This is a genomic window from Lachnoclostridium edouardi (genome assembly GCF_900240245.1).
Taxonomy (GTDB): Bacteria; Bacillota; Clostridia; order Lachnospirales; family Lachnospiraceae; genus Lachnoclostridium_A; species Lachnoclostridium_A edouardi.
In genome coordinates, this window is sequence record NZ_OESQ01000001.1 from 1,880,384 (window position 1) to 1,905,990 (window position 25,607).

General features: G+C 44.1%; 23 protein-coding genes and 2 pseudogenes. 20 read left to right on the forward strand and 5 right to left on the reverse strand.

Annotated features, from left to right (window positions below; genetic code table 11):
- Positions 1–55 precede the first annotated feature (55 nt).
- From C1A07_RS08890 to C1A07_RS16400, 14 genes and pseudogenes are all read left to right on the forward strand, one after another.
- Positions 56–1,318, forward strand: a complete 1,263-nt coding sequence (locus C1A07_RS08890) for an ABC transporter substrate-binding protein (protein WP_101876791.1) — start codon at positions 56–58, stop codon at positions 1,316–1,318.
- Between the two features lie 18 nt (positions 1,319–1,336).
- Positions 1,337–2,218, forward strand: a complete 882-nt coding sequence (locus tag C1A07_RS08895; protein WP_101876792.1) for a carbohydrate ABC transporter permease — start codon at positions 1,337–1,339, stop codon at positions 2,216–2,218.
- A complete protein-coding gene (locus C1A07_RS08900; RefSeq protein WP_242972286.1) occupies positions 2,215–3,045 on the forward strand; it encodes a carbohydrate ABC transporter permease in 831 nt (276 codons plus the stop codon). Before C1A07_RS08895 ends, C1A07_RS08900 begins: the two co-directional genes overlap by 4 nt.
- 6 nt (positions 3,046–3,051) lie before the next feature.
- Entirely contained in the window at positions 3,052–3,828 is a 777-nt protein-coding gene (gene allE, locus C1A07_RS08905) for a (S)-ureidoglycine aminohydrolase (RefSeq protein WP_101876793.1), read from the forward strand.
- 23 nt (positions 3,829–3,851) lie between these two features.
- Positions 3,852–4,952, forward strand: coding sequence for an ABC transporter ATP-binding protein (locus tag C1A07_RS08910; protein WP_101876794.1), 1,101 nt, complete (start codon positions 3,852–3,854; stop codon positions 4,950–4,952).
- Between the two features lie 402 nt (positions 4,953–5,354).
- Positions 5,355–6,044 carry a F0F1 ATP synthase subunit A gene (locus C1A07_RS08915; RefSeq protein WP_101876795.1) on the forward strand — a complete coding sequence of 230 codons (690 nt, stop codon included), beginning with the start codon at positions 5,355–5,357 and terminating at the stop codon, positions 6,042–6,044.
- A gap of 53 nt (positions 6,045–6,097) precedes the next feature.
- Positions 6,098–6,313: an ATP synthase F0 subunit C gene (atpE, locus tag C1A07_RS08920; RefSeq protein WP_101876796.1), complete on the forward strand. Its 216-nt coding sequence runs from the start codon at positions 6,098–6,100 to the stop codon at positions 6,311–6,313.
- Positions 6,314–6,333: 20 nt separating this feature from the next.
- Positions 6,334–6,843, forward strand: coding sequence for a F0F1 ATP synthase subunit B (gene atpF / locus C1A07_RS08925; protein ID WP_242972287.1), 510 nt, complete (start codon positions 6,334–6,336; stop codon positions 6,841–6,843).
- Positions 6,824–7,327, forward strand: coding sequence for an ATP synthase F1 subunit delta (atpH, locus tag C1A07_RS08930; RefSeq protein ID WP_101876797.1), 504 nt, complete (start codon positions 6,824–6,826; stop codon positions 7,325–7,327). The genes atpF and atpH overlap by 20 nt, the downstream gene beginning before the upstream one ends.
- Positions 7,328–7,332: 5 nt before the next feature.
- Entirely contained in the window at positions 7,333–8,841 is a 1,509-nt protein-coding gene (atpA, locus tag C1A07_RS08935; protein ID WP_101876798.1) for a F0F1 ATP synthase subunit alpha, read from the forward strand.
- 4 nt (positions 8,842–8,845) lie between these two features.
- Positions 8,846–9,736 (forward strand): ATP synthase F1 subunit gamma, encoded by an 891-nt coding sequence (gene atpG / locus C1A07_RS08940; RefSeq protein ID WP_101876799.1) that lies wholly within the window; start codon positions 8,846–8,848, stop codon positions 9,734–9,736.
- A 45-nt stretch (positions 9,737–9,781) separates the two neighbouring features.
- Positions 9,782–11,185, forward strand: a complete 1,404-nt coding sequence (atpD, locus tag C1A07_RS08945; protein ID WP_101876800.1) for a F0F1 ATP synthase subunit beta — start codon at positions 9,782–9,784, stop codon at positions 11,183–11,185.
- A 4-nt stretch (positions 11,186–11,189) separates the two neighbouring features.
- On the forward strand, positions 11,190–11,603 hold the full coding sequence (atpC, locus tag C1A07_RS08950; RefSeq protein ID WP_101876801.1) for an ATP synthase F1 subunit epsilon: 414 nt from the start codon (positions 11,190–11,192) through the stop codon (positions 11,601–11,603).
- Between the two features lie 280 nt (positions 11,604–11,883).
- A pseudogene (locus C1A07_RS16400) lies at positions 11,884–12,109 on the forward strand (helix-turn-helix domain-containing protein); the annotation flags it as partial.
- A 259-nt stretch (positions 12,110–12,368) separates the two neighbouring features.
- Here the strand turns inward: C1A07_RS16400 and C1A07_RS08960 are convergent.
- Positions 12,369–13,582 (reverse strand): annotated as a pseudogene (locus tag C1A07_RS08960) (IS3 family transposase).
- A gap of 240 nt (positions 13,583–13,822) precedes the next feature.
- Between C1A07_RS08960 and C1A07_RS16760 the strand changes: the two are divergent.
- Both C1A07_RS16760 and C1A07_RS16655 read left to right on the forward strand, forming a co-directional pair.
- Complete coding sequence (locus C1A07_RS16760; protein ID WP_334293507.1) at positions 13,823–13,978, forward strand: MobA/MobL family protein; 156 nt, start codon at positions 13,823–13,825, stop codon at positions 13,976–13,978.
- Positions 13,939–14,832, forward strand: coding sequence for a DUF4368 domain-containing protein (locus C1A07_RS16655; protein ID WP_330399473.1), 894 nt, complete (start codon positions 13,939–13,941; stop codon positions 14,830–14,832). The genes C1A07_RS16760 and C1A07_RS16655 overlap by 40 nt, the downstream gene beginning before the upstream one ends.
- Positions 14,833–14,948: 116 nt before the next feature.
- Here the strand turns inward: C1A07_RS16655 and spoVAE are convergent, their stop codons facing one another.
- Both spoVAE and spoVAD read right to left on the reverse strand, forming a co-directional pair.
- Positions 14,949–15,305, reverse strand: a complete 357-nt coding sequence (spoVAE, locus tag C1A07_RS08970) for a stage V sporulation protein AE (RefSeq protein WP_101876803.1) — start codon at positions 15,303–15,305, stop codon at positions 14,949–14,951.
- Between the two features lie 188 nt (positions 15,306–15,493).
- Positions 15,494–16,510 (reverse strand): stage V sporulation protein AD, encoded by a 1,017-nt coding sequence (gene spoVAD / locus C1A07_RS08975; protein WP_101876804.1) that lies wholly within the window; start codon positions 16,508–16,510, stop codon positions 15,494–15,496.
- 219 nt (positions 16,511–16,729) lie between these two features.
- Here spoVAD and C1A07_RS08980 point away from each other — a divergent pair, with 219 nt between their 5' ends.
- Entirely contained in the window at positions 16,730–17,272 is a 543-nt protein-coding gene (locus C1A07_RS08980; protein WP_180952216.1) for a DUF3793 family protein, read from the forward strand.
- Between the two features lie 170 nt (positions 17,273–17,442).
- Here the strand turns inward: C1A07_RS08980 and C1A07_RS08985 are convergent, their stop codons facing one another.
- Positions 17,443–19,119, reverse strand: a complete 1,677-nt coding sequence (locus C1A07_RS08985; protein ID WP_101875548.1) for an IS1634 family transposase — start codon at positions 19,117–19,119, stop codon at positions 17,443–17,445.
- Between the two features lie 378 nt (positions 19,120–19,497).
- Here C1A07_RS08985 and C1A07_RS08990 point away from each other — a divergent pair, with 378 nt between their 5' ends.
- Complete coding sequence (locus tag C1A07_RS08990; protein WP_101876806.1) at positions 19,498–20,559, forward strand: substrate-binding domain-containing protein; 1,062 nt, start codon at positions 19,498–19,500, stop codon at positions 20,557–20,559.
- Positions 20,560–20,778: 219 nt separating this feature from the next.
- Here the strand turns inward: C1A07_RS08990 and C1A07_RS08995 are convergent, their stop codons facing one another.
- Positions 20,779–22,524 carry an IS1634 family transposase gene (locus tag C1A07_RS08995; protein ID WP_101878100.1) on the reverse strand — a complete coding sequence of 582 codons (1,746 nt, stop codon included), beginning with the start codon at positions 22,522–22,524 and terminating at the stop codon, positions 20,779–20,781.
- 388 nt (positions 22,525–22,912) lie between these two features.
- Here C1A07_RS08995 and C1A07_RS09000 point away from each other — a divergent pair, with 388 nt between their 5' ends.
- Complete coding sequence (locus C1A07_RS09000; RefSeq protein WP_101876807.1) at positions 22,913–23,719, forward strand: cupin domain-containing protein; 807 nt, start codon at positions 22,913–22,915, stop codon at positions 23,717–23,719.
- A 278-nt stretch (positions 23,720–23,997) separates the two neighbouring features.
- Positions 23,998–25,500 (forward strand): uracil-xanthine permease family protein, encoded by a 1,503-nt coding sequence (locus tag C1A07_RS09005; RefSeq protein WP_180952217.1) that lies wholly within the window; start codon positions 23,998–24,000, stop codon positions 25,498–25,500.
- Positions 25,501–25,607: the final 107 nt, after the last annotated feature.

A 25,607-nucleotide genomic window follows, 5' to 3' on the forward strand; every position in this document is an offset into this window, starting at 1 on the left:
GGGAAAATAGAAAGATTATACTAAACACATAAAAAGCAAAAGGGGAGGTATTTACATGAACAAAAATTTTAGAAAAGTCTGGGCAGTATCTTTAGCAGCCTTGTGGGCGGCGGCAGTAATAGGATGCTCAAAAGGAGAGGACGGGGGAGAAGCTTCTCAATCAGCTGAGCAGATTGAGCTGGATATTATGTTTATGAAAAATGAGAACATTGATATTTTAAACCAGATTGCTGAGGATTATATGAAAGAAAATCCGGACGTTAAGATTATTATGCAAAGCGGAACAAAGGAGCAGATGCTTTCCAGAATTTCCACTAATGATATTCCGGACGTGGTGGCCACATGGCCTCAGCAGACATTATTCCAGAATATGATGACAGAAGGCTTGCTGTTAGATTTATCAGACCAGGATTTTACAGACAGAGGAAATGACAACATCAGACAGCTGACTCAAAATGATGGAAAAGACTATGCTATTTCTGTAACCATAAACTCAAATGTAACGTTTTACAACAAAAAAATGTTTGAGGAAAATAATATTACGGAGCCTAAAACTGTAGAGGAGTTATGGCAGGCCTGTGACAAGCTGCAGGCAGCAGGAATTACCCCCTTTGCATGTGGGGACAAGGACATTCAGCTGGTAGGTATGTTTTTTGACCGGATGGCAGGGGCCAATGTAGATCACGAATTTTATAAAATCAGTGAAAAGGTAGCGGCAGGGGAGGCGTCCTATAAGGATTACCCGGAAGTAAGAAAATTTGTGGAGACCTATTTGAAAATCAGGGACTATACAAACGGAAATTCTCTTGGAATGTCAGCAGATGATATGAAAAATGCTTTTGCCAACGGGGAGGCGGCAATGTTTGTAGGCGGAACTTATGATTTAGCCTTAGTGCAGAGCCTAAATCCTGAAAATGAAATCGGCTGTATGTTCTTCCCGGAAATTGTAGAAGGGGTGAAGGCCTTCCCTTGTGGTTCTGTAGACACAGCCCTTTCTATATCTGCATCTTCTAAGGTGCAGAAGGAAGCTTTAGAATTTGTCCGCTATTTTGCATCTCCTGAGGTGGCCCAAAAGTACTGTGATGCAGATAAAAATCCTAATTTAATCCAGGGAGTTACATTGGAGGCGGCTGAATTAAAGCCAATTACAGACGCGATTGATGGAGGAGAATTTGCAAGTATGCCAAGTAACGTGTGGCCTCCTGCATTAAGAAACGAAATTGCAGTGCAGTGTCAGCAGCTGATTATGGACAAGAATATTGATCAGTTTTTGGATAATATTGATCAAGTAACAAAGGAATGTTACCAGAACCAGTAATAAAGGAGAAATTTTAAAATGGCAGGATTTAAAATGAAAAAAAAGCAGCTTACTCACGCCGTGTTTGTGGCGCCAAGCCTGCTGTTCTACAGCTTTTTCTTAGTACTGCCTATTCTGATAGGAATTTACTACAGCTTTACAAACTGGAATGGGATTACAAGAAAATATTCATTTATTGGTTTTCAGAACTATAAGAAAATGTTTACTGACCAGCGTTTTCTCAGGGCAATCCGTTTTAACATAAAATATGCTTTTATTCTCATTGTCTGCATTCTGGCGCTGAGTATTATTTTAGGTTTGCTGTTAAATCAGAAAATATGGGGAAAATCCTTTTTTAGGGCGGCATACTTTTTCCCGGCAGTAATCAGTTTAATTACAACAGGACTGATTTTCAACCAGATTTATGGAAATGTGCTGCCAGAGCTGGGAGAATTGCTGCACATTACATTTCTGAAGAAAAATATTCTGGCATCCCCCAACACTGCCATGTATGGCATTTTAATTACCCACATATGGCAGGGAGTGGCCATCCCTACAGTTTTAGTAATTGCCGGCCTTCAGACAGTTCCTGAGGAGCTGAAGGAGGCAGCTGCTTTAGACGGCGCCTCAGCTTTTCAGGTGTTCAGGTATATTACAATTCCGTTTTTGCTGCCTGTGATCAGTATGATTCTGGTATTGGTTTTGAAAGACGGCCTGATGGTTTATGATTATGTGCTGGCGCTTACTACAGGAGGGCCGGCGGGAGCCACGGAAAGTATTACTATGCTGTTATTTAAGCAGGGATTTGAGGAACTAAAATTTAGCTATGCAATATCTCAGGCAATAACAGTGGCTATTGTGATTATTGCAGTTTCTATTTTGCAGATCAGTCTGACAAACAGAAAGAAGGTGTACGATTGATCAGGAAAAACAAAGGAGATGTTATTGCTGCCTGCTGTTTAATTATAGGGATAATTACAATTATATTTCCTTTATATTTAACAGTGATTACAGCTTTTAAATCAAATGCAGAAATAGCCCGCAGCTTCTTTGCCCTGCCTTCCGGATTCAGGCTGGACAATTTTAAGGAAGTCATGGGAAAAGGCAATTATTTCAGCTCCTTATTTAACTCGGTTTTTGTTACTGGAGCAGGACTTTTGGGAATGTCCTTAATCCTTCCTATGGCCGCATACCCCATTGCCAGAAATATGAAAACCAGCAGGTTTTATAAGTTTCTATTTTACTTTATGGTGGCAGGCATTTTTATACCGTTTCAGGTGAGAATGATGCCTATGGTAAAGCTAATGAACACATTAGGTCTGATGAATCCAGTTGGATTAGTTTGTTTATATTTAGTCGGCTCTACATGTGAAGGATTGTTTTTGTACGTAGGATATTTTGGCTCTATTTCCCCTGATTTAGAGGAAGCGGCTTACATAGACGGAGCCAGCACGGCTCAGATTTATTTTAAAATTGTGCGCCCTCTTTTAAGGCCTATGACAGCCACAATTTTAATTAAAAACGGTTTGTGGATGTGGAATGATTATTTAATGCCAAGTCTTGTGCTGACAAAGCCGGATTATTATACGCTTCAGCTTTTCCAGTATGTATTTAAGGGAGAAAACGTAACGAATTATTCTCTGGTATTTGCCTCGTTTTTAATGGGAATGCTGCCCATTATGATTTTATATGTATTTATGCAGAAAAGGATTATCGGAGGAATGATGTCAGGAGCAGTGAAAGGATAAATAATAATGGAATATAAAATAGATCAGGAAGAGATTCTTACAACTAGAGCAAAGGTGAAAAAAGGTTCTTATGCTTTAGTGCCGCTTTTGGGACCTGTGACAAACAGAATCCCGGAAATGGTTTCCTGCAGCGTATATATTTTGGCAGCTAAAGAGCTGGGAGCTGATTTTGTTCAATATCTTGTTTATGCAGAACCTGGCTGCGGCACAAATCAGGTGTTTGCCGGGGAGGAAGGAATAGAAGTATTTGTTTTTGTGCTGGAGGGAAATGTAAAGCTTAGCTGCGGCAAAAATACATATGAGGCGCAGGCTCACGATTATTTATCCGCGCCTCCAGGCGTGGGAGTGGAATTTATAAATCACTCAGAGAAAACAGTGAAGCTGCTGCTTCAGACACGGCGTTATATTTTTCTGGATGGAGTGGAGGCGCCGCCTGTACTTTTTGGCAAAGGAGACCAGGTAAAGCCGGAAAAGTGTGACGGAAAGGACAATAATGTGATTAGAGAATTAATCCCGGATAAGCTGTCCTATGATATTCAGATGAGTATTATTACCTTTTACCCTGGAGCCGGCCACACATTTTTAGAATGTCATTTTCAGGAACACGGGCTTTATTGTTTGGAAGGCTCTGCCAGTTATATGTTAAGCGATACATGGACCTTAATTAAAAAAGATGATTTTCTCTGGGTTGGGGCTTTCGTCCCCCATGGGTGTTACTGCGCCGGAAATAAGCCGTTTTCTTACCTGTATTCTAAGGCAGTAAACAGAACTCCGGCTTTGTAATAGGCAGAAAGAGGGAGGAAAGTATGGCTGATATTGTTTTAAATGGAATCTGCAAATCTTATGCAAATAGATTTCAGGCAGTAAAAGATTTTAATATGGAAATTAAGGACAAGGAATTTATTATTTTTGTAGGGCCCTCCAGCTGCGGCAAATCCACTACATTGAGAATGATTGCAGGGCTGGAACAGATTTCTGCAGGGGAGCTGTACATAGACGGAAAGCTGGTAAATCATGTAGAGCCAAAAGAAAGGGATATTGCCATGGTGTTCCAGAACTACGCCTTGTATCCCCATATGACTGTATATGAAAATATGGCTTTTGCCCTAAAGCTAAGAAAGCTGCCTAAAGCAGTTATTGATCAAAAGGTAAAAGAAGCGGCAGGGATTTTAGGGCTGGAGGACTTACTTAGGAGGAAGCCTAAGGCCCTTTCCGGCGGTCAACGTCAAAGAGTGGCAATGGGTCGGGCTATTGTAAGAAATCCAAAAGTGTTTTTAATGGACGAGCCCTTATCTAATTTGGACGCCAAGCTAAGAGTCCAGATGAGAGCGGAAATTTCAAAGCTTCACCAAAGGCTGGGGGCTACTATGATTTATGTAACCCACGATCAGACAGAGGCTATGACTTTAGGCACCAGAATTGTAGTGATGAAGGATGGGATTGTACAGCAGATTGGTACGCCGAAAAATTTGTATGACGCGCCGGCTAATTTGTTTGTGGCAGGATTTATAGGTTCCCCCAGAATGAATATTTTGGAGGCAGTCTGCCTGAGAAGCAAAGAGAAGGAGAAGCGGGCGGAGCTGTTATTCTGCGGCAGCAGGATTTTACTTCCAGAGGAAAAATCTGAGAAGCTGCTTAAAATGTATGAAGAAAAGTCTGTAGTTATTGGTATCAGGCCGGAGGATTTATGTGAAGGCAGAAGTGAGAATGACATGGTAATGAAGGCAAAGGTAGATGTATATGAGCTGGCCGGGGCAGAGGCGTATATTTACTTTACCTTAGGAGAAAATGAAATGGTAGCCAGAGTCAGCCCTCAGACAGAAGTCAGAGTAGGGGATGAGATAAATTTATATGTGAACAGCAGGAGAATTCATTTATTTGATAAAGAAACAGGCTTAGCAATTTGAAGTATATACTCATAAGCCATATAATTGCATAATAATTTTTAAGAGGCTAAGGTTAAATAATCAGAAGGCAAAACTAATTATTTAACTGTGGCCTCTTTTGCCTGTTTATTATTAAGGTTACAAAAAACAAAAAAATTACTGAATATTTTTTAGAAAAATTTTAATCGTGGTGTAAAAATAACGTAAAAAAGAAAGGAGAACTGATTAAAAGTTTCATAAAAATAAACGAGAAAAACGAAAAAATTTATGCTTAGTTTATAAAAAATTGTACATTTATTAATACAATCATTAAAAAAGGGGCAATATTGACAAACGGAAGTGATAGCAGTAATGTAGGCAGGTAAAATAAAGATAGGGGGTTGTGGATAAAATAATAAAAATACTGGAAAGGAAAGGTGTTTTATGGGAGATATAGCGACACAAATTACAGAAGAGCTAACGTGTGAAACAGCTTTTACAATTCCTCTGCTGGGGGGAATCCCAGTAGCAGAATCCGTGGTAGTAACATGGATTATTATGGCAGCTATGGTAATACTGTCTATGATATTTGTAAGAAATCTGAAGGTAGAAAACGCAGGACGAAAACAGCTGGCTTTGGAATCTTCAATCAGTTTTTTAAATAATTTTTTTACTGATATTTTGGGAGAAAGCGGAAAGGGATATATTCCCTACCTGATAACAGTGGCCCTTTATATTGGCATAGCAAATTTAATAGGACTGTTGGGCTTTAAGCCGCCTACAAAGGACTTAAATGTGACGGCAGCTCTGGCCATTATGAGTATCTTTCTAATTGAATACTCAGGCTTTCACAAAAAGGGTTTAAAGCGGTGGCTGAAAAGCTTTGCCGAACCCCTTCCAATTATTACCCCAATTAACATATTGGAAATTTTTATTAAGCCAGTATCTCTTTGTATGCGGCTTTTTGGAAATGTAATCGGTTCCTTTGTTGTAATGGAGCTGATTAAAATGGTGCTGCCGGTAATTTTTCCAATTCCGTTCAGCATGTATTTTGATATTTTTGACGGTCTGATTCAGACTTATGTATTTGTATTTTTAACAGCTCTTTTTATGAAAGAGTCATTAGAGGATTAAAAAAAGGAAAAAGTAAAATCAAAGAATTAAGGGAAAAAGAAAGGAGAACGATTATGTTAGTAGCAATCGGAGCAAGTATCGCAGTTTTAACAGGAGCAGGAGCAGGAATCGGTATTGGTTTGGCAACATCAAAAGCAGTGGACGCAATTGCAAGACAGCCTGAGGCAGAGGGAAAAATCAGCAAGGCGCTGCTGTTAGGATGTGCGCTTGCAGAGGCAACAGCAATTTATGGTTTCGTTATCGCACTTTTGATTCTGTTTGTAAGATAATAGTATAAAGAGAAAGGCAGGTGAGTAAGGTGCTTCGTTTAGACGTGAACCTTATATTTACCATTATTAATCTGATTGTCCTTTATCTTTTAATGAAAAAATTTCTCATTCAGCCAGTAAACGGAATCATGGAAAAACGGAAGGCTATGATAGAAGAGCAGATGGGCAGGGCCAGAGACAGTGAAAATCAGGCCATGAAGCTGAAGGAATCCTATGAGAAAATAATCAGTACAGCTGAGAATGAGTCTGACAAAATTATTGAGGCAGCTAAGGCTGATGCGAAGCTTGAGAGAGAGCGTATGCTGAAAGAAGCAAACAATGAGGCAGAGCGGATTTTGACTACTGCCAGAAATAATGCAAAGGCAGACCAGGAAAAGACCTTGGAGGAAACCAGGTCTCAGATTGCCGGTCTGGCAGTTCTGGCCGCTGAAAAATTATTGTCAGGAGGAAGCAGTCAGAAGGGAAACCAGATGCTTTATGATCAATTTTTAGCACAGGCAGGTGAAGCTAATGACACAGATGGCAGTTAATTATGGAAAGGCTTTGCTTTGTCTGGGAGTGGAGCCTGAGGAGATGGAGCAGGCTGCAGAAATATTTGAAAAAGTCCCCCAGCTTTTCAAAATTTTGTCTCATCCTATGGTTCCCATGGGAAAAAAGGAAGCAGTGATTAATCAGGTATTTTCTGGAAAGCTTGGGAATTTTTTTAAGGTTCTATGTAAGAATCAGGATTTAGGACAGCTGAAGGAAATACAAAAAGTATATAAAGAATGCTGGAACGAAAAGAACCATATTCTTACAGTAAAAATGACGTACGCAGAGCCTCCAAAACAGGAACAGCTGGAGGGCATAAAAGATTTTCTGTGCAGAGAATTTCATACAGATGATGTGGATATGCAGATGGAGCAGGATAAAAGACTGCTGGGAGGATTTACTCTCAGAACAGGAAGCAGTGAAATAGACTGGAGCCTGAAAGGCCGTATTCTGCAGCTGCAGCAGAAATTAGTTGGGAGGTAAGCAGGTTGGGAGCAATCAATTCAGAAGAAATAATTTCCATTCTGAAAGAAGAAATAGAAAATTATGATATGGTGACAGAAGCCAGAGAAATGGGAAATGTAATCTGGACAGGAGACGGGATTGCAACTGTTTATGGAATAGACCACGCAATGTACGGCGAGATTGTGACCTTTGAAAATGGTTTAAAGGGCATGGTCCAGGACATTAGAAGAAATGAAATCGGCTGTCTGTTGTTCGGCGGAGAGGCTGGGATTAAGGAAGGTACAAAGGTATACAGAACAGGAAAGAAAGTCGGAGTTCCAGTTGGAGAAAACTTTATTGGACGTGTAGTAAACGCTTTGGGAGCTCCAATTGACGGAAAAGGAGAAATCGAGGCCAGAGATTACCGCCCGGTGGAGGAGGAGGCCCCTGGAATTATTGACAGAAAATCAGTGTCAGTCCCTATGGAGACAGGAATTCTGGCTATAGATTCTATGTTTCCTATAGGAAGAGGACAAAGAGAGCTGATTATTGGAGACAGGCAGACAGGAAAAACCTCTATTGCAGTAGATACTATTTTAAATCAAAAGGGCAAGGATGTTATCTGTGTATATGTAGCCATTGGACAGAAGGCCTCTACTGTGGCAAAGCTAGTTTCCACTTTAGAAAAATACGGCGCTATGGATTACACCATTGTATTCAGCGCTACTGCCAGCGAATGCGCGCCTCTGCAGTATATTGTTCCTTATTCAGGAACAGCTATGGCAGAGTATTTTATGTATCAGGGGAAAGACGTACTGATTGTATATGACGATTTATCTAAGCACGCGGTGGCTTACCGTGCATTATCTTTATTATTGGAGCGTTCCCCAGGCCGTGAAGCTTATCCGGGAGACGTATTTTATCTGCATTCCAGACTTTTGGAAAGATCCAGCCGTTTAAGTGATGAAAAGGGCGGCGGTTCTATTACAGCCCTTCCTATTATTGAAACCCAGGCAGGAGATGTGTCCGCCTATATTCCCACTAATGTAATTTCTATTACTGACGGTCAGATTTTCTTGGAAAGCGATCTGTTCTTTTCCGGAAACAGGCCTGCAGTAAACGTAGGTCTTTCTGTATCCAGAGTAGGAGGAGCAGCCCAAACAAAGGCCATGAAAAAGGCCAGCGGAAGTATTCGTATTGATCTGGCACAGTATAGGGAGATGGAAGTATTTACCCAGTTCAGTTCAGACCTGGACGCTTCCACAAAGGCTCAGCTTCAGTACGGAAAATGCTTAATGGAGCTGTTAAAGCAACCACTTTGTCATCCACTAAGTCTTGCCCATCAGGTAATAACTTTGTGGACAGCGTCCCATAAAATTATGATGGATGTGGATATCTCCAAGGTAAAAGAATTCCAGATGAATATGTTATCATATTTTGATACAAAGCATCCTGAGATTATTAAGGAAATTCAGGAGCAAAAAGTGCTTTCTGATGAGTTGGGAGAAAAAATTGTAAAGGCAGCAGAAGAATTTAAGCAAAAAAGCAGGTGACGGTATGGCAAATGCAAAAGAAATCCAAAACCGCATGAAAAGTATTTGTGATACAATGAAAATCACAAATGCTATGTATATGATTTCATCTTCTAAGTTAAAGCGGGCTAGAAAAGCGCTTGCAGATACGGAGCCTTATTTCTATGCACTGCAGGCCGGAATAGGAAGAATTTTAAGACATATTCCTGATATAGAGCATAGATATTTTGATGAAAGGCTGGAAAAGCCTAAGGAAGAGAGAAAAAAAGGATATATTGTTGTATCGGGAGATAAAGGGCTGGCCGGCTCCTACAACCATAATATTTTTAAACTGGCAGAGGCTAAGGCGGCAGAGGGCGGCCATGTGGAGCTTTTTATCCTGGGAGAAGTGGGAAGACAATATTTCTCCAAAAAGAATATGGAAATAGACACCAGCTTCCGCTATACAGTTCAGAAGCCTACTATGCACAGAGCCAGAATGATAGCGGAAAGAATGATTGAAAATTATTTAGACGGACAGCTGGATGAAGTTTCTATTATATATACAAAAATGGTAAATCCTGTTTCTATGGAGACTGAAGTACAGCAGCTGCTTCCCCTTCATAAGGCAAAGTTTGGAGATCTGAAGGATCTTGTGGAAATTCATCAGGAGGAAATAGCTTTTGTACCGTCGGCAGAAGAGCTGTTAAACAGAATTGTGCCAAATTATTTAAGCGGTATTATATACGGCTGTTTGGTAGAATCCTATGCCAGTGAACAAAACTCCAGAATGACTGCTATGGATTCTGCCACAAACAGTGCAAAAGAAATGCTCAGAGACTTGTCCATTCAGTACAACAGAGTGCGGCAGGCAGCTATCACACAGGAAATTACGGAAATCGCGGCTGGAGCAAAGGCTCAAAAGCAGAAGCGGTAGCTGGAAAGGAAGGAGGTTTCCTCACATCTGTGGGAGAATGAGATTATGAATAAAGGAAAAATAGTTCAGGTTATGGGACCTGTTGTAGATGTGGAATTTGACGAAAAGCAGGAGTTGCCGTCTATAAAGGATGCTCTTTTAATGGATAACAACGGAAAGACATGCGTCATGGAGGTTTCCCAGCATATTGGAAATCATACGGTGCGCTGTATTATGCTTTCTTCCAGTGAAGGGCTGCACAGAGACATGGAGGTAACTGCTACTGGGGCAGGAATACAGGTTCCTGTTGGAAATAAAACATTAGGACGTCTGTTTAACGTTTTAGGAGAGACTATTGACGGCGGAGAAGATTTAAAGAATGAACCTCATTGGATTATTCACAGAGACCCGCCTTCTTTTGAGGACCAAAGCCCTGTAGTGGAGGTTTTGGAAACAGGAATTAAGGTTATTGACTTGTTGGCTCCTTACGCAAAAGGCGGAAAGATTGGTCTGTTCGGCGGCGCAGGCGTGGGAAAAACAGTACTGATTCAGGAATTAATCAGAAACATAGCCACAGAGCACGGCGGATATTCTATTTTTACAGGAGTAGGAGAGCGTTCCAGGGAGGGAAACGACCTTTGGTCTGAAATGAAGGCCTCAGGCGTTCTGGAAAAGACAGCCTTAGTATTCGGCCAGATGAATGAGCCGCCGGGAGCTCGTATGCGTGTGGCTGAGACAGGTCTTACAATGGCAGAATATTTCAGGGATGAGGAGCACCAGAATGTGCTTTTGTTTATAGACAATATTTTCCGTTTTACTCAGGCAGGCTCTGAGGTGTCCGCTTTGCTTGGACGTATGCCGTCAGCGGTAGGGTATCAGCCTACATTGGCTACTGAAATGGGTGAGCTGCAGGAAAGAATTGCATCCACAAAAAATGGCTCAGTAACAAGTGTGCAGGCTGTTTATGTACCTGCAGACGATTTGACAGACCCGGCTCCGGCCACCACCTTTGCCCATCTGGATGCCACCACAGTACTTTCCAGAAAGATTGTGGAGCAGGGAATTTATCCGGCTGTAGATCCGCTGGAATCCTCCTCCCGTATTTTGGAAGCTGACGTTGTAGGGGAAGAGCATTACCAGGTAGCGGGAAGGGTGCAGGAATACCTTCAGAAATATAAAGAGCTTCAGGATATTATTGCTATTTTAGGTATGGAAGAGCTGTCAGATGAAGATAAGCTGGTAGTTTCCAGAGCCAGAAAAATTCAAAGGTTTTTATCTCAGCCTTTTCATGTGGCAGAGGTATTTACCAGTATCCCAGGCAAATATGTGCCTTTAAAGGAAACAATCAGAGGCTTTAAAATGATTGTAGACGGGGAAATGGACCAGTATCCGGAAAATGCATTTTTCAATGTAGGAACTATTGACGAGGTAGTAGAAAAGGCAAAAGCTTCTGAGACAGCAGACAGGTGATAGAATGAATACATTCGGTTTAAGTATTATAGCCAGTGACAAGGACTTTTACCACGGACGAGGAAGCAGCCTGGTGCTGCCTACCTTAGACGGAGAATTTGCTATTCTGGCCCACCATTCAGACATGATGATTGCAGTAGTTCCCGGTGAAATGAGATTTGTCACTGAGGACGGAGAAAATCACGTGGTGGTAGTGGGCGGTGGATTTGCCCAGGTGATTAATAATCGTGTAACAGTGCTGACAGCATCTGTGGAAAAGCCGGAGGAAATCGACTTAAAAAGGGCAAAAGAAGCAGAAGAGCGGGCAGAAGAACAGCTGCGCCAGAAGCAGAGTATGCAGGAGTACTACGTATCAAAAGCTTCTCTGGCCAGGGCGATGTCCAGACTGAAAGCAGGTCAGAAATATAATCAGGGATAAACAAAAAAGTGTGCGCCTTTGGTAGCTACTCATAAAACAGTATCAACCAATAAATTGAAATAGGGTAGCTGCCATACAGGGTGCAGAAAAGAGCGAGTAAGAAATGAAGCGTTTCTTGCCCGCTTTTTTCATGCTCCTTGTTACGCAATAGGGGTTGAAAAAGCCTTGATATAAGCGGCTTTGCGGGTGCGTTTTCCGCGTGGCAACGGTTTTATATCTTTTTTCTCAAAAACGCCTTTCTACTGCGTAACAAATCTGTGGTAATTATCCGAGGGAGCATAGACCGCCTATCTTGGATTTTCCTATGTTGGAAAAGCCTACATTGGATTATCCAACATTGGAAAAACCTACGTTGGAAAATCCAACGCAATTAAATAAAGATATAAATAACTAAAGAAATACCAAATACGGATTTAATTAAATATCCATTCCCTAATCCCTCTCCTTTGGGGCAAGGCAAAGCGGCAGAGCCGCCGGAATGGAAAGGAATGGAACGGAAACGGCAATATAAAAATATCGTTTGTTATGTTACGCAGTAGAACCTTATTTTTAAGGGTGGGAGTATAAAACCCTTACTCCTGCCCTTATCTCCGCTGTAATGCCGTTTAAATCAAGCGAGAAGCACTCTTTATCGCATAACATTCCATACTGGATAGAGAGCGTAAGCGGTTTATCCGATTGCGCTCTCTTGGCTGCCCGACAGCAAAGACAGGGAAAGCCGTCAAGGACGCGCAAGTGAAGTGACCCCCAAAAGTTGGACAAGAGTTATGCGGCAAAGCCGTTTTGAATTCTGTATTGGACAGGACTTAATCCATTCAATTTTTCTTTGATTCGGTTGTAGTTATAGTATTCAAGATAAGCGACCAGTTCCTGGCAGAACTCGTCTAATGATTGGAACGTCCGCAGGTATAGCAATTCCGATTTTAACAGTCCGAAAAAGTTTTCCATAACCGCATTGTCCAGACAGTTTCCCTTTCTGGACATACTTTGCCGAATGCCTTTTTCTAACAGTCTTTTTTGATACCTAACGTTCTGATATTGCCAGCCCTGATCCGAATGAAGGATCAGCCCGCTGCTGTCCGGGAGCCGGGAGAACGCTTTATCCAGCATCTCATCCACCTGGCGGTAATTAGCCCGTTCACTGATGGCATAGCTGATGATCTCACCATTATACAGGTCAAGCACAGGAGAGAGATAAAGTTTGCTTCCAAACAGGGAAAACTCAGTCACATCAGTTACCCATTTCTGATTCGGCCTTTCCGCATGGAAATCTCTAGCCAGTAGATTTGGTGCAATCTTGCCGACTTCTCCACGGTAAGAACGATACTTTTTCATTCGTACCATATATTTCAGGCCTGATTCCTTCATCAGCTTTTGTACCGTCTTGTGGTTCAGACAAAAGCCCCTGTTGCGTAATTCCATACCAATCCGCCGATACCCGTACCGGCCTTGATTCTCCTGATAAATTGCTATGATTTCCGCCCTTTCTTTTGCGTATTTATCCACAGCATTGGCTTTCCGGGAATAGTAGTAGTATGTACTTCGGGGAATGCCGGCCAGTTTAAGTAATGCTGCCAGAGGATAATCACGCCTTAATTCTGTAACAGCAGCCACAACATCGCTTATTCGGGTTTTTCCCGCTTCTGAATTAAGGCGTTTAATTTTTTTAGGTAATCATTCTCCATTCTTAACCGGTAATTTTCTTCTGACAGCCGCTTGTTTTCCTGTTGCAGCTCCGACTGTTCCTGCTTGTATTGTAACACTTTTAGGCGAAACTCGCCATCAAAGCCTTTTTGTCGGCCAACCAGATTTCTGCTTAGAAGTCCTTTTGTACCATGCAGCTTATACAAGTTTACCCATTTTTCAATTGGCGTACAGGATACGCAAAATTTCTCGGATGCCTCTTTGCGTGTATGCTCTTCCAGTACATACTGAACAACCGCTAATTTTAATTCCTCACTGAACAATTCTTTTCCCATAGATTTCTGCATCCCTTTCGTTGACTTTCTTGTCCAACTTTTGGGGTGCAGTTCAAGAAGCAATATCCCTACAAGGTCGGCAAAAAGAAAGTGTATATGACGCCGTCTGCTGCCGAGGCGCAGGGGCTTGTTCAGGCTGACAAGCATCCTAAAAGCACCCGTTACGGCAGACAAAATCCCATCTCCGAGCGCTAGAACAGCGAAGAACAGCTTGCGGCATGGCGGGCGGCGTGGGCAGACGTGACTAACCGTTATCTGGAACGCGCCGGTCGTGAGGAACGCACTGACCACCGCAGCAACGCCGCACGGGGGCTGGATGAGATACCTACTATCCATGAGGGTGTGGCAGCGCAGCGTTGGAGCGCAAGGGCATTATATCTGACCGCTGCGAACTGAACCGGCAGATCAAGGCCGACAATGCGCTGCTGCGGGAGTTGAAAGCCAAAATCAAAAAGTTGGCCGCACTGGTTGCCCGTACTGCTCCCGCCATTGCGGAGGGATTGGAAAAACTGCGTAGCCGTGTGCTGATCTTCTGCTATCAGCTCTCTCATATTCGCAGCGGGAAATCTCATATTCAGAAATCTCTCGCTGTATGGAAACCGGAGCTGGAGCGTTACACCGGCCTGGTGCAGCAAATCAAGGAAAAGAGCAAGGAGCGCAGGGTGCTTGTCGCTGAGAAAAAGGAATTGCCAGTATACCGTGTGAAGCGTCACAAAGCGCTGACTGTCCGCATTGCCGAGCTGACGGAAGATTTAGAGGAACTGCGTTCGGAAAAGGAAATGTTGCTCCGACAACTCCAATACCCCGAAGATGTGACAGCTGAGGTATTCAAAAAACAAATCCGCACTTTGGAGGACGGACTGAAAAAGTTGGAGGCCAGCGAAGCCAAGTACGCCGCTGAACTGGACAATGCTCTGAAACAGTACGCCGAGCTGCAAGAGCAGGCGGCTGAATTTGACCCCATTGAACTTTACGAAGCAAGACAGGAAATTCGTTCTTATCACGAGCGAAATGCCGCATGGTGCATACAGGATGCCTACGGTGATCAATATGATACACCAACTCTTGTAAATTCCCTTATAGAGCGTATCGAAGTCCACAATAACGACAAGTCAAGCGGTCATTGTTATGTAAAAGTTGATATTTACTTTACAGCAGTGGGAATGATTGATATTCCGACTGAGCAGGAAATCCTTGCTATGATGGAAGAAATACGGGTAAATCCGCAGGAATTCCGTTTCGTAGCATAAGGGCAAAAGAATACGGTGTAACCCATTTTACTGAGTTACACCGTACCTTACCTAAAAAACTTCCTTAGTGGGCGTTGCCAAAGGAGGGCTCCCTTTTTCCTTTTGAAGAAGGCAAGTTATCGCTTGTCGCCGGGACGGAATAGAATGGCGGCCAGCACACCGAAAAGTACAGCAGCTGCAATGCCGCCGGCAGTGGCAGTAAGTCCGCCGGTAAAAATTCCCAGCCAGCCCTGCTTGCCAACTGCTTTTTTCACGCCCTTAGCCAGGTTATAGCCAAAGCCGGTGAGTGGAACAGTGGCGCCTGCGCCGCCCCATTTGACAATGGGTTCATAGATTCCCACTGCGCCCAGCAGCACACCGGTCACTACATAGCCCGTTAGAATACGGGCAGGAGTCAGCTGGGTTTTGTCAATGAAAATCTGCCCAATGGCGCACAGCAGCCCGCCGCAGAGAAATGCGTTGAGATATTCCATGAATGAGGCCTCCCGGAAATGATTTACAGGTAGTATTTCACAATCCCGGTGAGCTATACATGCCATCGCAGTTCCCGCTCTGGATTTCGGAATATATGATCATCGAAGAATGCAACAATAGAAATATCCAGCCCGTCACAGAGCTTTTTGATGATGGAAATAAAAGAATTGCCTGGCTTTTTGGTTTATCACCGTTCTGTGGAGAAGGTGACCGCATGGCAGATGCCGGGTACACTCTCACCCTGAAAGGAAGAGGTAGGGGACAGCAGCGCACCGGTGGGACAGAACAAAAGCCGCTGCCATCGTTTCTCACGCATGCCCCGCAGCAGATAGCCGTTGAGGACGGAGGCGGAGCAGCCGCAGCCACTGGCACCGGCATGCATATCCTGTGCCTGCAAGTCGAAAAGAAGCATACCGCAGTCCTGATAATTGCGCGTCATATCAATACCGTCCTTCCGGAACAAATCCATGAGAATCTCTGAGCCCAGAGCACCCAGGTCACCGGTGACCACCAGATCGTAGTCCTGAGGCGAGGTGTGGGTAGCCTGGAAGTGAGCTTTCAGCGTGTCATGGGCGGCGGGAGCCATAGCGGCGCCCATGTTATTGCCGTCAGTGATGCCCATATCCACAATTTTGCCGCAGGTCACGTGGGTGATATAGGGGCCGTCACCCTGGTGCCCCAGGATGGTGCAACCGGAGGCTGTGGCTGTCCACTGGGCGGTAGGGGAGCGCTGACTGCCATAGGGTACGGGCATACGATACTGGCGCTCGGCGGTACAGAAATGGGAGGAGGTCATGGCCGCTACAAAGGAGGCGAAGCCGCCGTCAATGAGCATGGCGCCAAGGGCCAGGCTCTCCCCCATGGTGGAGCAGGCGCCGTAGAGGCCGTAGAAGGGAATACCAAAAGAGCGCAGACTGAAGGAGGAACCGATGCACTGGTTCAGCAGATCTCCTGCCAGTACATAGTCCAGCTGGCTGGCATCCATACCCGCCTTCTTCAGCGCCCGATTGAGCACTTTTTCCTGCATGGTGGATTCTGCCTTTTCCCAGGTCTTCTGGCCAAAAAAGGAGTCCTGGCACAGTTCGTCAAAGTAAGAGGCCAGCGGCCCCTGGCTCTCCATTTTGCCGCCGATGTTGGAAAAAGCCACCACAGAGGGTGGTGCGGCCAGGGCGACAGTCTGGGGGCCGATGTGTTTATTCTTCATGGGAAGCACATCCTTCCGGTTGGATTTGCCTCTATTGTGTCCCATCTTGGAAAAATTATCACAAAAGGGAGAGGAGGGTATGCATCATTGATGTTTGAAACCTGAGGTGCTTTTTTGATGAATTTTCCTGCATCAGAAAAACTTTCCTCCCTAAAAAAGGGGGAAAACGGGGGTAAAGTTTTCTTGGACAGCAAACACTGGAGAAAAGGAGGCGTGTCTATGGAAGCTCATCTGGTGCGTTACGGTGCACCCACGCTGGTGGGGCTGAAAAGCGGCAGCCTGTTCCGGTTGCCCTTAACCGATATGCCGCTGGCGCCTGTGCTGCTTGAGGAAAACCGACGGCTTCGCCCGAAGGGGCTGACACTGACGGCGGTGCGTCGGGAAAGCAGAGCTGCTCTTGTGCTGCTCTACCGTCGCCGGGTGCTGGAGAGGGAGCTGCGTTGTCCGGAGGCGATGTCCTTGCTGACGTTGCTGGGTTATCCAAAGGGCGGTGTGGATCTCTGTTTGGAAGAATTGCTGCGCCGGCTGGCTCCGGGACGGGGCTTTCCCCATGAGATCGGTCTGTTTCTGGGCTATCCGCCGGAAGATGTGGCGGGATTTCTCCAAAATAGCGGGCGGGGCAGCCGGTATGTGGGCTGCTGGAAAGTGTACGGTGATGTGGAGGCAGCCTGCCGACGATTTTCCCAGATTCGTCAGTGTACAGAACTGTGCTGGAGCCAGTACTGCCAAGGGATGAGGCCGGAGCAAATGGCCCGGCCTTGAGGGTGAGGGCAGAAAGTCCATCATTATACGGTCGACAAGTTGTTTTCGTGAAAGGACTTGACATTTTCTCATAGATACCATAAAACCTGACTTTGGTATCAGAGATTAAAAAATAGTGCAAACTTTAAGGTTTAGAAGGACTGCTAGCGGCAGTCCTTCTGTGTTTGTTATTATAGTTTATAATTAAAAATGGTGTTTATTTGAGTTTCAGATAGAAAGTAATTCGTTAAAGGAAGATGAAATTTATCAGCTAGGTCATTTATAAAAGTACAATCCCTTGTGGTGTTTATATATTTATGTTCGCCTTTTGTTACCCTGAAATCTTTAATGAATCTAAATATATCTGAAGTTGAATATTTTTCATCCAGTATCTTAAATTGAAAAATCCTCTCTAAGAGAACTGTTAAATAGCAAATCAAAAAGTGGCCTTTAATCGTATTTTCTTTTTGAAGAAATACCGGCCGTGCATCCAGGTCTGATTTCATAATCTTAAAGGATTCTTCAATTCTCCACAGATTATGGTAAGTACAGTAAATATCCTGATCTGTCATCTGGGTTTCGGATGTGACCAGAAGATTGTATCCGGCAAGTTCGAGGTCCTTATCGATGGCAGCCTGATTAATCCTTGTTTTTGCTTTATTTCCTGTTTTATCTGTGAAATCCACATATTTTCCTGCTTCTCCAAAGTCATTCCTTTTGGCTTGTGACAGGGTAAGTGCTTTTGCTTTTTCTACAAGGCGGTTTATTTCATATCTTTTTTTTGCAGCAAGGGAAGGATTGTAGGTAACCAGGCGTTTCTCTGTAAGCATAATGGTCTGTTTTTTTCCGTTATACTCTATGGAATAAGGAAAAGTATCAATACAGCTTTTATAGCGGTATAAAAGTTTTCCGCTTTTATCTTTGACATCTTTGTAATCCTGTTCTAATAATACCCAGGTTTTTTCTGTCGAAGGCAAGGTTTTTACAGATTTTGAAAACAGATAACCATCTCCATTCTGTTTTGAAAACGCAATGTTTTGTGCACAATTAAGTCCTTTGTCTGCGACATGGATGGTTTTTCCCATGATATTGTTCCTATTTTTAAGTCCATCAATCACATCACGTAGAATGGGTTTTTCTGACTCATTTCCCGGATACATCTTCATACCGACCGGAATCTGGTTCCGATCCAAAAGGAGCCCAAGACCGATGATGGGTTCCTTTTTGTTTTCTTTGCTCGGTCCTTTTTTTCTGAAATCATCCTCCCTGTCTATTTCAAAATAGAAATTCGTACAATCAAAGTAAGAGTTTGAAGTATCCAGTCCATAAACAGCCGCAGTTTGTACAGTAAAGATCTCGATAAACTTTTCATAGTTTTCTCCCAAAAAGGCAAGACCATCAAGAAGCTGATCATAGGAATAATGCGACGAATGGTACAGATTGGGAAGCACATCGTGGAATGTCCTGTTTTTACTGCATGGGCATACACCTCTTGCGTAGACTAATGTAGAAATCAATTCATAAAGATCGAACTGAAAATCATATGTAAGATGAAAATAATTCACATACTTTTGGATTTTTAATTTCTCAAGGATTGCTTTCAGTGGAAAGTATCCAAGATAAAGAGTTGGAGAAATGTCAGAAATTTTGCGGACACCTTCTTCTTTTCGTTGCTGGTTTAAGAGAGCTACTTCTTGTTGGTAAAAAGAGATTGGATCTTCCATGCCGTTCTTTTTCAGTGTTTCTACAGAGCCAAGGGATTTGTAGCATTTGTGAGCTGCCCCCTTTTTTTCCTGATTATAAAAACTGTCATAAATCGCAAGATAAGTTCTGCCTTTTAAAGTTGTCTTTTTTAAAAAATATGCCATAGAATCCCTCCTCAAAAAGATAGCACCACTAACACTATTAGTATATCGCAAAAAAAGAATTTTGAAAAGTTTTTTTGCAATAAAAAAAGCCTTATTTAAAGGCATTTGTGAGGCTTCAGAGCAGAAAATACTCCTAAAGATTTCTAGTGCTAACTTCTAAAGACGGGANACACTATTAGTATATCGCAAAAAAAGAATTTTGAAAAGTTTTTTTGCAATAAAAAAAGCCTTATTTAAAGGCATTTGTGAGGCTTCAGAGCAGAAAATACTCCTAAAGATTTCTAGTGCTAACTTCTAAAGACGGGACTTGACATTTTCTCATAGATACCATAAAATAAATAAAAAATTGATACACGTGCACAATTTGGGGTGTAAAAAATGGCTACTAAAAAAATTCGTCAGTCAGACATTGCTGAAAAGCTGAATATCACGAGAACCACGGTGGCAAGGGCGTTTTCCGGAGAAAACATCAGCGCCAAGACCCGGGAGCGGGTCCTGGCTGCAGCCAAAGAGATGGGATATGTTCACAACGGTGCGGCTGCGACCCTGGCAATGAAAAAGTGCAAAGTTGTCTATGCGTTCATCGTCGGGACCATCGACGAAGGCTATAGCGACATGATTATCAAAGGCATGCAGGATGCGGTCAAGCTCTGGAGCGGGTATAATTTTCAGATTAAAGTCTTTGTTACCGACATCAAGCTCCGGGGAAATAAGTGTCACGAGCAGATCGATCAGTTCTATGAGGTGGTGGGGAATGAACGGCCTGACGGCGTGATTTTTTCCGCCCTGGGGCAGGAGAATATGGATCTGGTGACCGCCTACTGCCGTGAAAACGAGATCCCTCTGATGACGCTGGACGCAGTCAGTAAAAATGCGGAGTTGTGCCATGTTGGGCCGGATTGCTATGAATTTGGGGAGGCAACCGCTGCATATTTGGCTAGTTTAATCAAAAGACAGGGGAAAATTTTGGCGATTTCATACGATGATGGCTATGAGTGGAGCAGCCTGAGAATGAAGGGCTTCTTTCGCTGGCTTCGTCAGAACTGCCCGGAAATTGAGGTACTTAATGTTGAGGCGGACAATATCAGCCGGAGTACGTATAAGAGGATACTGAAAGAGTATCTGGAGACGTTTCAGCCCGACGCAATTTATGCGCCGTTCAAGATGGACTATATTGTGCAGATCCTCCAGGAGATGGAGCAGAAGCGCCGCTATATTCTGATCAGCAACGGCATCAATGCGGACATAGAAAAATACCTTTATTCGGGAATCATTGCGGGGATTATCTCCAGCTGTCCCTACCAACTGGGGGCTATCATCGCTAATAACTTTTTCAAATATTTCTTCCGCAGCACAGAAGTGGTGAAGAATGAAATTGATATAGGATTTGACATTTACATCAAGGAGAGCTACCGGAAAGCCGCTCAGATGCGCATTTAAATAAATAGAGAAATGTGCTCGTGATCTGATACGTTTTGACAAAAAACGTATCAGATTTTTATTTGTTTTTGACAAAATTTTTAATTTTTATAAAAATTTCTTGACGGGATATGTGAATTCTGATACAATTTCAAGTTTGACACTTGCGATATTAAAAGATGGCTGCAAATCCAGTAATTATAGGGTTTGTAGCCATTTTATGTCCGGAAACGATTTGTGCTATTTTTTTGCTTCTTCTGTTTTAGTAGCTTTTATTATGCTTCGCATAGCTGATTTTGAAATAAATTCATAATCCGTATGAAAGCCAAATGCCTTGTGTAAATCATCTGTCATATCGGTTCTCTTGTAGGAAGGAATATAGCCGCTTTCCTTTGACAGAAGTGTTACCTGCATGGAACGAAGAGTGCTCAGAATCTCGTTACAGGTATAGTTATTCCCGATTCTTTTCTCGAGCAGCCGGTACACAAGCAGGCTGATATAACAAATCAGGAAATGTGCTTTGATGCGATCCTCCCTTCTGACATAGACAGGACGTGCTTCAAAATCTGTTTTCATGATGCGGAAGTTTTCTTCGATCTCCCAACGCTGTCTGTTAATTTTTAAGATTTCTCCAACATCTCCTTCAAGATTTGTTATAACTGCATAAAATCCGTCATACGTTTCTTCTTCAGAGATACGGTCTAAATCCAGGTCATATATGTTCCTGCCTGCGACCTCGCCATCTTTTGTTACAGCAGTGGATTTTATAAAACGGGCAGGGTCGTTCTGATTTTTGCCGCGTCTTTTTTTACCGGGCTGTTCCATCATTTTTACAGCGCGTGCTATCTGTTGTTCGCGGATCCTTTTCTGGTATGCCTTGTATTTTGGAGAATAGGTTACGATGACAACTTCATCCATGTCGCCAGTTACAACAGGTACTTCCTTGTAAAAGATTGTTTCGTAAATATCCGGATCGGATTCATCCAGAGTGGATATGTCGATGAACTTATTGGAACCGGGTCTGCGAAACTGTTTTGGATTTAAGGCGGTCTGCCGATCTTCCTCGTGCATTTTTTTCAAGGATTGTGTAATGACATAAGAACGGTTTCCAAAGCTGTTAAATCTTCGATTTGCCTTACTGCCAAGCCCGGCATCTGAGCAGAAAATAAACTCGCTGCATGAAAAGTCGCGTATGATTTTTGTTTCTAAAGGTTTTAAAGTGGTCTGTTCATTCTGATTTCCCGGGAACACGTCAAAAGCAAGGGGGATGCCATCCGCATCCATAAATAATCCCATTGTGACGATAGGATTTGGTCTGTTTTCTTTGCTTTTCCCATACTTTCTAAAATCATCATCCTGCTCGATTTCAAAGTAATAATTCGTACAGTCGTAGTAAAGAATCTTTTTGTTCCTCGGAAGCACAAAGTTTGAATTGAAGTATAACTCCTCTTGGATAAAGTCGGATTCTTCAGCCATAACGGAAAGTGCACGATAGAGGTTCTGCAGTTCATACTTAGGTGGTTCAAGCAGCGTCTGACAATAAGAGTAACTGCCCATCTTGCTGGAAGGTGACAGGGTTCTTGAAAAAATCTGGTCCGTAAGAATTGCGCTGAAATCATACGTGTATTTATGACGTTTGGAAATCTTGCGGCAAATGGAATCGATTTTTAATTCGGTACACAGTTTTTGAAGGAACAAATATCCAACCGGAAAGCAGCGTTCTTCATTTTTTGGAATATAAGCACTTTTGGATAGGGAAACAGAAACATCGCCTGTTTTAGCGTTGTATTCCATGGTATCCTTTTCTGCCTCTGACCTTGCCCAGGCCATCATAGCATCATAATCTCCGGAAAACTGCTGTAAGAGATCGTTGAGCTTTCCAAGCTTTCTGTGGATTTTGGTAGCGGTTTTTCCGTTGCTTTTCCGGAATGAACGTTTAATATAGACATCTTTGTTATCTGAATTACCAGTAAGTGAAATATAAATGAGAACCAACTCCTTTTGCGATATAATCTTATTATACCACAAAGCGTACAAAAGCGCACTAATAATTTTAAAAATTTTGACAAAAAAATAAGCTCTGATTGGCTTAAATAAAGGAATTCTGTGATAGGATGTTAAAAAGAAGTGTCAAACTCCCGCGCTCAGATGCGCATTTAAATAAATAGAGAAATGTGCTCGTGATCTGATACATTTTGATAAAAAACGTATCAGATTTTTGTTTGTTTTTGACAAAATTTTTAATTTTTATAAAAATTTCTTGACAGAATATGTGAATTTGGATACAATGAACCTATCAAAATTGTTCACGTGCACATTTTGAGCAAGCTAAACTACAAATGCACAGCGGTGCTTATTTTGGAGGAGGAGAACTATGTACGAGGTAATAGACGGCAGCAACAGCCTGAACCTGAGAACTATGGAGTATGATGGGGACAGCCGGGCGAAGGGCTCCGGCGGCAATGTCAACAGAGCACTCTGGCGGACGGATCGGATCGGACTGCTCCGCATTACGCAGGACGCGGGAGTGGGAACGGTGACCAAAGTGGCGCCGGTGGGCTTCTGCTACCACAGCAATTGCGTGGAGGTGGAGTACCTGCTGGACAGCGTGTGTGACCTGACCTATCCTGACGGAACCCATGTGACCATGAATCCCGGCGATGCACTGGTGCATCAGCCCGGCCAGCCCCACGGTATGCAGAGCCTGATTCCGAAAAACATGCAGATCCTGGCCATTTACAACCGGGCGCCCGGAACAGTGGATCGCTTTGAATTCGACAAAAATGTGGATAAACACCTGAACGACAAATGGAAGGTGACCCGGGCTGCCGACGTTCCTCCCACGCCCTGCCCCTATCCCGGCGTAGATATCAGAGTCCTGTTTGAAAACAATGAACAGCCCCTGACCTTTGCGGAGGTTACGCTGCAGCCCGGCGCCTCTATTCCTCTGGAGAATTTTACCGCGGTGGAAAACTGCGACGAGATGATTGTGGTGCGCAGCGGCAAGGGGCTGGCCATCTATCCGGACAAGACCTACCCGCTCCGCAGTGAAATCACCCTGTACAACCAGCCGGGCCAGCCCTACAAGTATGTCAACACCGGCGATGAAGATCTTGTGCTGCTGTATACCTGGTCGATCCAGCGCTTCGGGGAGATTGAGAGGGCTGACGTTGCCCTGTAATAACAGACGGCAACGGTTCCTGTTTAAGGAAAAACTGTTTTTTCCAGTGTGCCTGCTGTAAAAACGGTGAGGGAGTCGGATCTGCCCGGGATGGCGAAAGCCGTTGGATCTGTTGTTTTCGCGTATGTTTCAAAGCGGGAGAAACCATTTCCCGCAGGCAGAGCGAAAGGGGGTGCCGGTGCCCGTTGGATGGGCAGCGTCAGACGGGAGGAAAGACTCTTATAGCACAGCTATCCATATAGGAAAGCTAAAGCTGAAGAAAAATGGAGGGAATGTTTATGGCAATAAAATCAATATTTAAGGACAATGAGTACATTCAGTCCAATAACCCAGATCTGTTTTACCAAATTGAAGAAAAACCCAGAAGCGTAAAGGACGCTATTGTTTACGCCTTCCAGACCGTGGTGACCATGCTCGGCCCCATGTCTATTACTCCGCTGGCCTTGGCCGCCGCTTGCGGTATGACTCCGCTGCAGACCGCTCAGGTGCTGGGCCTTTGCATGATCGGCTCCGGTCTGGGCACTCTGTGTCAGACCACCTGGGGCGTTCGTCTTCCTGTTGTGCAGACCATGTCCCTGGCGTTCATGGCTGGTTATATCTCCATTGCCGGTATTGTTACCGCAGAAAATGGCGGCGTAGTGGATGGAAAACTGATCATGTGCTACATCATGGGTGCGGTTATCCTGGGCGGCATGGTGGAGTTTCTGCTGGGCGTCACCGGTTTGATCACCAAGCTCAAAAGGGTGTTTACTCCCGTTATCATGGGCCCTGTTATGATGCTGATCATGCTGTCCATGGCAACAACCACTGTTGGCTGGGCCAGCGAGAACTGGTTTGTTTTTCTGGTGGTGGCTGTTCTCACTTTGACCATGTCCAACATTATCCCTGCTACCAAATGGGGTAAAGACAAGAAGATCATCAAGTCCCTGGCAATCATCGTTCCCATTGTGGTAGGCTACGTAATTTCCTGGGTTATGAGCGCCAACGGTATGATTGATCCCAGCTCCGGCGCCTACGTGGATATCCAGGTCATCAAGGATACGCCTTGGTTTAATAAGCCCGGTGGATTTGTCAACTGGGGTATGCCCAAGTTCCGTCTGGACTTCCTGCTGCTGGTGCTGGCTGGCTATCTGATGTCCATCATCGAGTCCATCGGTCAGTATCACGCCAATACTTTTGCCTGCCGCTGCCCCGGCAAGCTGTCTCAGCACCGCGTCTCCATGGGCATCGGCATGGAAGGCTTGGGCTGCATTCTCTCCGCGCTGGCCGGCGGCTTGGCTTCTACTTCTTCTGGTGAGAACATCGGTCTTGTTGAAAGAACTGGTGTTGCTTCCCGCCACATTGCCCGTGTCGGCGGTGTCCTGCTGATCTGCCTGGGTCTGATTGGTAAGTTTGGCGCTGTGATTACCTCTATTACGGATCCCATTATCGCAGGTATCTTCGTTTCCATCCTCGGTGTGGTTGGCGGCGGCGGTCTGCAGACTACTTTCTCCAAGTGCCCGCTGAGCGGCAGAAACGTTTCCATTTTTGGTATTGCCCTGATCTTCGGTATGGGCATGCCCGCCTATATTGCTGCCAATCCCGTAGATACCGGTATCATATGGCTGACTAACTCCATTAACGGCATCTGCTCCAGCAACATGGCTATTGGCGGCATCATGGCGATTCTCCTTGACCAGGTAATGCCCGGCAGCGATAAAGAGCGCGGTATCCAGGAGGACGATACTCCTGACGCTGAGTATGGGGAAGACACTGCATATGGCGTCTCCATCAAAGAGTAAAAAGCAGGTCCGTTTCAGGGGAAGCATAATGTTTTAGCTGTAAACCGTGGACTGTGTCCCGGAGGCAGGATCTCCTGCGCTGCGGCGCAGGAGATCGGGAAAAGAAT